Genomic DNA, 10,772 nt, shown 5'->3' on the forward strand with positions numbered 1-10,772 from the left:
GGCACCGCCGGGTGCACGGCGGTGATCTCGTGCTCCGGCTCCTGCTCCGGCTCGGAACGAGGGCGCAGCTGATCTGGCTCCGGCCTGCGGAACCAGTCGGAGCCGACGGACGAGAAGATCGGCAGGAACTCCTCGCCCTGCTCCTCCATGGGCGAGTTGCGCACCGCGGGCAGCGGCCCGGTCATGTCCTGCGAGGAGTAGTCGCCGGGCCCGAACGGGTTGTAGTCGGGGGGCCGGTTCTGCTCGAACTGGTCGGCGGGCTTGGGCTCCTCCGAGAACGGCGAGCGGTAGCCCGGGTCGAACTGCGGCCGCGGCCGGTCCTCCGCCTCGAACAACGACCTGCGAGGCAGCGGGTCGGCGAACGAGGACCACTGCGGCTCCTCCGAGGGCTGCTGTTGCTGCGGCGGCTCCGTCGCGAACGACGGCCAGCGCGGCTCGTCGTTCTGCAACGGCGGCGGCTGCTCGGCGAACGACGGCCAGCGGTTCTCCGCGAACGGCTTCGGCTCGGAGGCCGGCGGGGGCTCGTCGGAGAACGAGGGCCACTGCTGCTCGGCGAACGGCGACGGCGTGGGCGGCGGCTCCTGGGCGAAGGACGGCCAGGCCGGCGCGGCCGGCTCCTCATGCCCCTGGGGCTGCCCCGCGAACGGCGGCGACTGCTCGCCGAAGGCCGGCGGCTGCTCACCGAACGCGGCCGGCTGCTGGTCGGCCGGCTCGCCGAAGGTGGCGGGCTGCTGCTCGCCGAACGACGGCCAGTTGCCGGTGCCCGGCGCGGGCAGCGATCCCGGCCACTGCGTGTCCACGACGTGCTCGGCGCCCTCACCGATGCGCGAGCCGGATCCGTTCGCCGACGGCTGCGCCTGCCCGAACGTGCTCGGGTCGAACGTCGTGAAGGCTTCGTACTGGCCGCTCTGCTGCGGCGCGCCCGTGCCGTCGCTGATGAGCATGTCGGGCATCATGACGAGCGCGCTCAGGCCGCCCGTTTCCCGCATGCTGAGCTGCACCCGGATGCCGTGGCGCAGGGCCAGGCGGCCGACCACGAACAGGCCCATGCGCCGCGAGACGGACACGTCCACGACGGGCGGGTTCGCCAGCCGCCAGTTGGCCTCGGCCAGTTCGTCCTGGCTCATGCCGATGCCCAGGTCGTTGATCGAGACGAGCACGCCGCCCTCGACCGGCGAGCTGGTCACCTGGACCTTGCTCTCGCGAGGGGAGAACGAGATGGCGTTCTCGATGAGCTCGGCCAGCAGGTGGACGGCGTCGGTGACGGCGGGGCCGACGATGAGGGTGCCGGACGCGATCTGGATCTGTACGCGTTCGTAGTTCTCGACCTCGGAGAGCGAGGCGCGGGCGATGTCGACCAGCGGCACCGGCTCGCTCCACTTGCGCGCGGCCTCCTGGCCGGCGAGGACCAGGAGGTTCTCACTGTTGCGGCGCATGCGGGTGGCCAGGTGGTCGAGGCGGAACAGGTTGGCGAGCCGCTGCTCGTCCTCCTCGCCCTGCTCCAGGCCCTCGATGAGCTGCAGCTGCCGCTCGACGAGCGTCTGGCTGCGCCGGGAGAGGTTGACGAACATGGAGTTGACGTTCGCGCGCAGCTTGGCCTCGTCACCGGCCAGCCGGATGGCCTCGCGGTGGACCTCGTCGAACGCCCGCGCCACTTCACCGATCTCGTCACGGGTGTTGACGCCGACCGACGGCATCTCGGGCACGTTGGCGCCCTCGCCGGACTCGCGCAGCAGGCGCACGGTCTCCGGCAGCCGGGTCGTGGCGACCTGCAGCGCCTCGGCGCGCAGCCGGCGCAGCGGGCGGACCAGCGAGCCTGCCACGCGGGTGGTGATGATGAGGACGAGGAGCAGCAGCACGAGGATCATCGCACCGGACATGATCGCGTTGCGCTGCTCGGTGTTGCTGAGGTCGCGGGTGCCGGCCACGATCTTGGTGGCCAGGCCGTCCTCCACCTCGCGCATGGAGTTGCCGGTCGCGGTCGTGCTCTCGACCCAGCGGCTGAGGTCGGCCCGCGTGGTGACGTCGAGGTCCCTGATCCGGTTCCTGGCGCGCACCTGGGCGAGCGCCCGCTGCCGCATGGCGTCGGCCTGGTCGACCTCCAGGCCCGTGACGGCCTGGTGGTACGCCTCCAGCTCCACGGGGTCGGCCTCCTGCTCGAAGGTGAGCTGCTCGGCCTGCTGCTTGTTCCAGGAGCCCAGGAACTCGGCCCAGTCGTCGCTGTCGAGCCGGCGCTGGACGAGTGTCACGAGGAGGATGATCTGCTGCCGCGAGACCTCTTCCTTGGCCCGCTGGAGCGCGCCGAGCGCGGCCACGTCGCCGAGGAGGGCGTCGTCGGTGACGCCGTCGCCCATGCCGCCCTGGACCGACGAGAAGACGTCGATCATGGTGGTGTAGGTGCCGATGACGGCGCGCGGCGGCACTTTGCCGGTCATGGAGGCGCGCAGGCTGTCGAGGCCGTTCAGCCAGCGGTTCATGTCGGCGACGCCCTCGCGCACACGGGTCGAGTGGGCCGCGTCGATGGCCGAGGCCGTGCTGAGGACCTCCTGCTTGGCCTTGTCGGTCGCCTGCCGCTGGGTCTTGACCTGGACGAAGCGCTGGGCCCTGCTGCGGTCGGCGACGTACCACGCGGTGAGCGTGCGTTCCTTGCCCAGCTCGTGGTTGAGCGCGCCGATGCGCTGCACGAGCTCGGCGACCTGGGTGAGCCGGCGGTATTCGGCGCTGGTGCCGATGGCGTCGGCCAGCTGGATGCCGGCGAGCAGCACACCCACGACCGTGGGGATGAGGATCAGCGCGACCAGCCTTGAGCGCACACGCCAGTTCCCAAGCCGGAACCGTCCGCCTGTGTACTCCCCTGACCTCGTATGTCTGGGGTTATCCGTCCTCACTGACTCTCGCAACCTCTCGCCGGTACGTGCTCGAAAAAATCAGACACGCGTGTGGCGCATGGGATTCTGTCCGGCTGGGTAATTGGAACACAACCCGTACCAGATCGGCCAACCGAACATATCCCATCGAACACGCCCAAAGCAGCACTTCGGGGCGTCTATCGCCGTACACGTTTTCAGGCGGGCCGGAACGAATCCCGCTCGGCCGGTGCCGCGTGCTTCACCATCAGGTGCCGCGTCACCGAGTAGTCCTGCACCGCCTCCTGGCTCATGTCCTTGCCGAACCCGCTGCCCTTCACCCCACCGTGCGGCGCCTCGCTGGCGATGGGCAGATGGTCGTTGACCCAGGTCACGCCCACGTCGAGCCGATGCGACACGCGCATCGCCCGCGACACGTCGCGCGACCACACCGACGAGGCCAGGCCGTATCGGGTGTCGTTGGCCAGCCTGACGGCCTCGTCCTCGCCCTCGAACGGCAGGGCTACCAGAACAGGACCGAAAAGCTCACCCTGGACGATCTCGTTGTCTTGAGCGACCTCGCTCACAAGCGTAGGCGAATAGTAAAACCCCGGCCGGTCGATCGGCGAGCCCCCGTGCAGAACCCGCCCGCCGGACCTGCGGACGAACCCGTGGACACGGTCACGGTGCGCCGCCGAGATCAGGGGGCCGATGTCGGTCGCCGGATCCCACGGGTCGCCGACGGTGATGTTGGCAAGAGTTGCCCGAATCGCCTCGACCGCGTCCGCGTAGACCTCGCGGGCGACGTACACGCGGGTGGCCGCCGTGCAGTCCTGCCCGCTGTTGTACGTCGCCCCCATCGCCACGCCGTGGGCCATCCCGGCCAGATCGGCGTCCTCGAAGACCAGGGCCGGGGCCTTGCCGCCGAGTTCCAGATGAACCCGTTTGAGCGTGCCCGCCGCACCGGACATCACGGCACGGCCGGTTTCCGTCGAGCCCGTGACGCTGACCATGTCGACCCCGGGGTCGGTGACGAGCGCCTGACCGACCTGCGCGCCTCCTGTGACGGCCTGGACGAGCCCTTCCGGAGCGCCCGCCTTGGCGAACAGCTCCGCCAGCCGCAACGTCGTACGGGGCGTCTGAGGCGCGGGCTTGATCACCACCGCGTTGCCGGCGGCCACCGCCGGGCCGAGCTTCCACACGGCCATCACGAACGGGAAGTTCCACGGCGCGATCGACCCCACCACCCCGACGGGGCGGCGCGACATGACCGAGGTGTAGCCCGGGCTGAACACGCCGGCGCCCGTCCCTTCGAGCGAGCGGGCGGCGCCGGCGAAGAAGCGCAGGTTGTCGACGGCGAACGGCAGCTCGCCGTCCCTGAACACGGCGGCGGGTTTGCCGGTCTCCTCCACCTCCAGCCTGGTCAGCTCGTCGGCGTCGGCCTCCACCAGGTCGGCCAGCCGCAGCAGCAGGCGCTGGCGTTCGGCGGGGGTGGTCTGCGACCACTGCTCGAACGCCGCACGCGCCGACCGTACGGCCGTCGCCACGCCCTCCACCGGCGTGTCCGGAATTTCGGCACACGGGAGACCGGTGGCGGGGTTGATCAGTTCACGCATCGGATGACTTCATCTCTCAGAGGTCGTGCTATTTGCCGAGCTGCTCGATCAGGTCGGCGGCCTTGCGCAGCCCGTCGCGGCGCCGGATCTCCTCGCCCGCGGCGGCCAGCTTCGCGCGCAGCCCGGTGTCGCCGAGCAGCCGCGCGACCGCACCCTTCAGCTCGTCGTCCGTGAAGGTGTAGGTCGAAAGCCTGACACCATAGCCCAACTCATCCATTCTCTGGGCATTGTCGTACTGGTCCCAGAAGAGCGGCAGCACGATCATCGGCTTGCCGAAGTGCAGCGCCTCGGTGGTCGTGTTGTTACCGCCGTGGGTGATGACAAGGTCACACAGTGGGATGATCCTAGTCTGTGGAAGGAACTCCGCGCCCCACATGTTGTCGGGGAGGTCGATCTCCCCGTGCAGCGGCCCCTTGGAGACGATGTACTGGTGCGGGGTGTCGGCCAGCACGCCGATCACCCTCCGCATCAGCTCCACGTCGGACGAGCCGAGCGACCCGAGCGAGAAGTAGATCAGCGACCCCTCGTTGCGCTCGAAGGGAAGCTCGAACGTCTCCTCCGTCTCCCGCACCGACGAGTCGAGCCGGTGCCAGGTGTCGCCCAGCGGCCGGTCGGCGGCGTAGTCGGCGATCTCGGGGTAGACGTAGAGGTTCAGGTCGCCCTCGTGGACGAAGTCGAGCTCGGGCAGCGGTTCGGTGCCCTGCGCGACGCACCACTCGTTCCAGGCCGTCCAGAGCTCCCGGTGCGTACGGTCGTACTCCGCGCGGAAGTCGTCCCACTCCGAGCGGTCGGCGGCGGGCAGCCCGGAGAAGACCGGCGCGACGTTCTCACCGCGCACCTCGAGCGGGTTGCACGAGACGATGCGGACGAACTTCTTGCCCGCCGTGACCAGCGCCGGGAACGTGAGCACGTTGTCCTCGACGATGATGTCCGGCTGCACCCGCTCGATGATGGCCTTGAGCTGCGGCTCGCAGTATTTGGCGCCGTCGATCAGCTCGGCCCAGATGGGCTTGACGACGGTCTCGAGCTGCTCGCGGGTGCTCTTGCGGTATTCGGGCGCGGTCTCGCGGATGAAGTCCGTCCAGAACTGCCCGGGGTCCTGCTCCTCGTCGCTTTCGGGCGGAGGCGCGAGGTCGACGAGGTCCTCCTCGAAGCCGAGCGCTTCGAGCTTGCCCTTCCACGACGCCTCGGCGGCGAAGACGACGCGGTGGCCGCGGCGGCGCAGGATGTCGCCGATGCCGATGCTGTTGTTGGTCGGACCGTAGGCGCTTTCTGGCATGAACAGGATGGTGAGAGACATCGAGACTCCGGAAGAGCTGAGCAATTTGAAGGGGAATTCAAAAACGCATCTAGCGTGAAGGTCAACTTAAGGGCACTATGGTCACGGCCAACTGAACAGCAGCCGAACGGGTGAAGGTGGTGGGGGTGGCTCAGCGTAAAAGCCGGAGTGACCGGCGCATCGACTTGATCGAGGCCGCGCGCAGGGCCATCATCCGCCATGGCATCGACGGAGTACAACTCTCCCACGTGGCCGAGGAGGCCGGCCTGACCTCCGGAGCCGTGCTCTACCACTACCCCGACCTCAGCGAACTGCTGGTCGAGGCGCAGCACGCCGGCATGGAACGCTTCTACGAGCTGCGGCTGCGCCGGCTCGCCGACTTCACCGATCCGGTGGAGAAGCTGGTCGTGACCATCAGGTCGGGGCTGCCGACCGGGCCGCTCGACCAGGACGTCCGCCTGCTCAACGAGCTCGGCGGAGCCGCGGGCCGCAACAGGGTCTACGGCGTGTTGCTCACCTCGCTCTATGACCGCCAGGTGTCGATGTACCAGGCGATCCTCGACACGGGGGCGGCGCTGAGGGTGTTCCGGCTGAGCGCCGACTCGCTGACGATCGCGCGCAACCTGGTCGCGCTGGAGGACGCGTACGGCTACCGCATCACGGCCAGGCACCCGGTGATCGGCCCGGCGGAGGCTGCCGAGCTGATCCTGTCCTACGCCCGTGCGGCCACGGGCAACGACCTGTCTCACTGATCGACCGCCATGATCACGGCGTCCTCGGCGTTCCAGCGCACCCGGACCTTGGCCCCTGCCTCCACCGCGCTGGCGCCCTGGACGGCGACCAGCACCGGCTGGATCCGGCCCGGCACGTCCACGGAGATGTGCGAGACGCCGCCGTAGAAGCTGACGTCGAGGACGCTGCCGCGCAGGCCTCCCGCCTCGCTCTCGCCGACCAGCTCCACCCGCTCCGGGCGTACCGCGAGCAGGGCCTTGCCGCCCGCCGCGAGCTCGGTCATGGGCCTGCCCGCCAGCACGCCGAACTCCTCGCTCTTGAGCCCGTCGGCGTCGCCGGCGACGCCCTCGAACAGGTTGTTCGCGCCGACGAAGCCCGCCACGAACGGCGATCTCGGCCGCTCGTACAGCGGGACGGGCTCGTCCACCTGGCACACGGCGCCGCTGTCGAAGACCGCGATGCGGTCGGCCAGCGACATCGCCTCCTCCTGATCGTGCGTGACGACCACGAACGTGATGCCGACGTCGTGCTGCAGCCGCTTGAGCTCCAGCTGCATGTCGGCGCGGACCTTCTTGTCCAGGGCGGACAGCGGCTCGTCGAGCAGCAGCAGGCGCGGCCGCTTGACGATGGACCGGGCCAGCGCCACCCGCTGCCGCTGGCCGCCGGAGAGCTGGGCGGGCTTGCGCGAGGCGTGCGCGGTCAGCCCGACCGTCTCCAGCACCTCGCCGACGCGCTGCTTGATCTCCTGGCGCGGCAGGCGCTCCCGCTCCAGTCCGTAGGCGACGTTCTTGGCCACGGTCATGTGCGGGAACAGCGCGTACGACTGGAACATCAGGCTGATCGGTCTCCGGTTCGGCGGCAGGGCCAGCAGGTCTTCCCCGTCGAGGGTGACCGTGCCCTGGTCGGGCGTCTCGAACCCGGCGATGATGCGCAGCAACGTGGTCTTGCCGCACCCCGACGGCCCGAGCAAGGCGAAGAACTCGCCCTGCCTGATCTCCAACGAGACGTCGTCGAGCGCGGTGACGTCGCCGAACCTGCGGGTGATTCCCTCAACCTTCAGCACTTCGTCCCTCTCCGATTCTCGTCAGACGCTGACCGATGATCACCGCTGCGAAGCTCACGAGGAGCAGGATCGCCGCCAGCGCGTTGATCTTCGGGGTCACCCCGAAACGGATCATCGAGTAGATGACGATCGGCAGCGTCGGCTCGGCGTTCCCGATCGTGAAGAAGGCGATCACGAACTCGTCCAGCGACAACGTGAACGCCAGCAGGGCCCCCGCCACGATGCCCGGCGCCAGCTGAGGCAACGTGATCTTCATGAACGTCACCACGTGCCCCGCGCCCAGGTCGCGCGAGGCCTCCTCCAGCGAGGTGTCGGCCCCGGACAGCCGGGTGCGCACCACCGCGGCCACGAACGCCATGGAGAACAGGCCGTGCGCGAGGATCACCGAGTAGTGGCCCAGCGTCAGGGCGATCACGCCGTAGAAGAGCAGCAGCCCGATCGCCAGCACCAGGTCGGGCAGCACCGCGGGCATCAGCGCGAGCGCGTCCAGAGTCTTGGACCTGGAGTGGCGCGCCAGGCCGACGGCCAGCATCGTGCCGAGCACGGTCGCGATCGCGGTCGACCCCACGGCCACGACCAGCGTGTTGATCAGGCCGTTCCTGACCCGCTCGTCCGCGGCCAGCTCGCCGTACCACTTGAGACTGAAACCCTCGTAGGTGTACGCCGACTCGCCCGCGTTGAACGACATGACGACGAGCACGACGATCGGCAGGTAGAGGAAGACGTACGTGACCCAGAGCGGGACGAACAGCAGCGTGGGCCTACGCACGGCGGGCCATCCATGCCTGGGCCATCAGCAGCACCAGGAGCACGGCGATGAGCGCCAGCGCCAGCGTCGAGCCGAACGGCCAGTCGCGCGCCTTCAGGAACTGGTCGCGGATCAGGTTGCCGACCATGATGGACTTGTTGCCGCCGAGGATCTCGGGGATCACGAAGTTGCCGAAGCTCGGCACGAACACGAACAGACAGCCGCTCAGCACGCCCGGGATCGTGAGCGGCAGCGTGACCTTGCGGAACGTGGTGAACGGCGAGGCGCCGAGGTTGGCCGAGGCCTCCCTGAGCTGCGGGTCGAGCCGCTCGATCGCGGCGTACAGCGGCAGCACCATGAGCGGCAGATACGAGTAGAGCAGCCCGGTGACGATCGCGCCCCGGTTGTAGAGCAGCTCGTAGGGCCCGAGCCCGATCGCCGCCAGCCCGCTGTTGACCAGTCCGGGGCCGCTGAGCAGGATGATCCACGCGTAGACGCGGATGATGAAGTTGGTCCAGAACGGCAGCACGATCGCGACCAGGGCGATCGTCTTCCACTTCGGCGAGAGCCGCGCGATCGCGTACGCCGTCGGATAGCCGAGCAGCAGCGCGATGGCCGTCGTCAGGGCGGCGATGCGCAGCGAGCCGCCGACGACGCCCAGGTAGAGCGGGTCCATCAGGCGGGCGAAGTTCTCGGTGGTGAACTCGTACACCACGCCGCCGAAGCGCCCGCGCCGGAAGACGGTGTTGCTCAGCACCAGGGCCAGCGGCACCAGCAGCAGCACGACCAGATAGGTCAGCCCCGGCGACAGGAACACGAACGCCCCCAGCCGGCGTCCGCGCGACGGGGACGCCGGCCGGGCCTTGAGCTCGGATCTCACCGCTGTTACGACTGCGCCGTGACTTCCGTCGACAGACGGGTGTACTTCGTGGACGCCTGCCCCAGGTCGACGATCGACTCACCGTCGAGCAGCTCGTCCGGCTTGATGCCGAGCAGCGAGCCCTTCGCGACCTTCACGCGCTCCATGGCGGCCTTGTTGGGCACCTTGTAGTTGATGTTCTCGGCCGCCCAGCTGTGGTTCTCGGGGGCGAGGATGTAGTTGATGAGCGCGTGCGCGGCCTCCTTGTTCTTGGAGGACTTCATGATCACCATGGTGTCCACCCAGAGGTCGCTGCCCTCCTTCGGCACCTCGAACGCGATGTTGCCCTTCGGGTCGGTGGTCGGGCACCAGCCGTCCCACGCCTCGACCATGAGGGCCTCGCCGGACTTCAGCTTGTCGCCGAACGTCGTGTCGTCGTAGCCGAGCAGATGCGGCTTCTGGGCGAGGAGGAGCTCCTTGGCCTGCGCGATCTCCTCGTCCTTGTCGGTGTTGACCGAGTAGCCGAGCGCCTTGAGCGCGGGCAGGGCCAGCCAGCGCTCGGTGGTCATCATGGTGACCTTCTTGTCGGCCCAGGCCGGCGGCTTGAGCAGGTCGTTCCAGCTGGTCGGCTTCTTCTTCACCAGGTCGGTCCGGTAACAGATGCCGGTCGTGCCCCAGGTGTAGGGCACGGAGATCTTGTTGCCCTTGTCGTAGGAGAGCTGCGTGGCCTCGGGGTAGAGGTTGGCCAGGTTGGGGATCAGCTCGGGGTGGATCGGCTCCAGCAGGCCCTGCTCGTTGAGCGCCTGTGCGTACTGGCCGGACACGAACGCCACGTCGATGCCGCTGTCGCCGGAGGCGGTCAGCTTGGCCATCGCGTCCTCGTTGGTGGCGTGGAGAGCGATCTTGAGGTCCTTGACCTTCAGCTGCTCCTTGGCCTTCTTGGTGAACTCCTCGGGCAGGTAGCCGTCCCAGACCGTCACCTGGATCGACTGCTTGGTCAGGTCCGCGTTCGGCTTGAGGTCGTCGGCCGCCGCCGCGTTCGTGCCTTCTGGGCTTGTCGACGACTCACCGCCGCACGCCGCGACGGCAAGCGCGAGGCCGGCCGCCGCGAAGGCGGCCGGGAGACGACGGGTGAACCGGATACGGGACACGGCCGCTACTCCTTCTTGATTTTGCGGGGGAAGAGGGGTCGCGCGACCTTACCGGACACAGCGGACCAGATCAGGAGTGTTGCAGCAGATATCAACATGGGCAAGACTTTTTATGACATTGCTACCTGGAAGTTTGGCTATCGTGTTGAATTGGGATTCAATAGGGCCCCGGTTGATCTCTCTCGGTGAGAAGCCCTTCACCGGCCGAGATCATGGGCTCTCCACCGCGGTCGTACGGCTGCTGGACGAGGATCCGCCGCCGCCTTTCGCGGTGCGCCGTTTCCGGCCGTTGCCCAGCCTCTCGTACGAGACTGTGGATCTCCACACCGGGGTCCCAGGTGAGCGGGGTTTCGGCCCGCACGTTGACCAGACTAACTACTCCGTCGTCGTGGCCGAAAAGGTGGTAGTCAAGTGGCTGACCCCACCGGCGCCCCTGCCGCACCCCGCCCCGGAGATCCTCGCGCACCTCGCCCAGGCC

General features: G+C 68.6%; 8 protein-coding genes. 1 reads left to right on the forward strand and 7 read right to left on the reverse strand.

Annotation, left to right across the window (positions count from 1 at the left end; genetic code table 11):
* The 3 genes from E1267_RS39665 to E1267_RS39675 form a co-directional block, all read right to left on the reverse strand.
* The coding region (locus E1267_RS39665) for a sensor histidine kinase (protein ID WP_165960062.1) at positions 1-2,813 on the reverse strand (2,813 nt) is incomplete at its 3' end.
* 251 nt (positions 2,814-3,064) lie between these two features.
* The gene (locus E1267_RS39670; RefSeq protein WP_132340797.1) at positions 3,065-4,462 is read right to left on the reverse strand and encodes an aminobutyraldehyde dehydrogenase; all 1,398 of its coding nucleotides are present in this window, start codon (positions 4,460-4,462) and stop codon (positions 3,065-3,067) included.
* Positions 4,463-4,490: 28 nt separating this feature from the next.
* Positions 4,491-5,762, reverse strand: coding sequence for a glycosyltransferase (locus tag E1267_RS39675; RefSeq protein WP_132340799.1), 1,272 nt, complete (start codon positions 5,760-5,762; stop codon positions 4,491-4,493).
* A gap of 125 nt (positions 5,763-5,887) precedes the next feature.
* Between E1267_RS39675 and E1267_RS39680 the strand changes: the two genes are divergently transcribed.
* Positions 5,888-6,493: a TetR/AcrR family transcriptional regulator gene (locus tag E1267_RS39680; protein WP_165960063.1), complete on the forward strand. Its 606-nt coding sequence runs from the start codon at positions 5,888-5,890 to the stop codon at positions 6,491-6,493.
* On the opposite strand, the gene E1267_RS39685 is transcribed toward E1267_RS39680, so the two are convergent.
* Genes E1267_RS39685 through E1267_RS39700 form a run of 4 tightly spaced genes read right to left on the reverse strand, consistent with a single transcriptional unit; the run spans position 6,487 to position 10,294 of the window.
* Positions 6,487-7,536: an ABC transporter ATP-binding protein gene (locus E1267_RS39685; RefSeq protein WP_132340801.1), complete on the reverse strand. Its 1,050-nt coding sequence runs from the start codon at positions 7,534-7,536 to the stop codon at positions 6,487-6,489. The two genes, E1267_RS39680 and E1267_RS39685, sit on opposite strands and share 7 nt — an antisense overlap.
* Entirely contained in the window at positions 7,523-8,305 is a 783-nt protein-coding gene (locus E1267_RS39690) for an ABC transporter permease (protein WP_132340803.1), read from the reverse strand. The genes E1267_RS39685 and E1267_RS39690 overlap by 14 nt, the downstream gene beginning before the upstream one ends.
* A complete protein-coding gene (locus E1267_RS39695) occupies positions 8,298-9,164 on the reverse strand; it encodes an ABC transporter permease (RefSeq protein WP_246064583.1) in 867 nt (288 codons plus the stop codon). Before E1267_RS39695 ends, E1267_RS39690 begins: the two co-directional genes overlap by 8 nt.
* 5 nt (positions 9,165-9,169) lie before the next feature.
* Positions 9,170-10,294 carry a polyamine ABC transporter substrate-binding protein gene (locus tag E1267_RS39700; protein WP_132340805.1) on the reverse strand — a complete coding sequence of 375 codons (1,125 nt, stop codon included), beginning with the start codon at positions 10,292-10,294 and terminating at the stop codon, positions 9,170-9,172.
* Positions 10,295-10,772: the final 478 nt, after the last annotated feature.

Source organism: Nonomuraea longispora (assembly GCF_004348345.1).
Classification (GTDB): Bacteria; Actinomycetota; Actinomycetes; order Streptosporangiales; family Streptosporangiaceae; genus Nonomuraea; species Nonomuraea longispora.

Coding starts and splice junctions, on each gene's coding strand:
- E1267_RS39675 (WP_132340799.1), bottom strand. CDS start 5,762: ATGTCTCTCACCATCCTGTTCATGCCAGAAAGCGCCTACGGTCCGACC.
- E1267_RS39670 (WP_132340797.1), bottom strand. CDS start 4,462: ATGCGTGAACTGATCAACCCCGCCACCGGTCTCCCGTGTGCCGAAATT.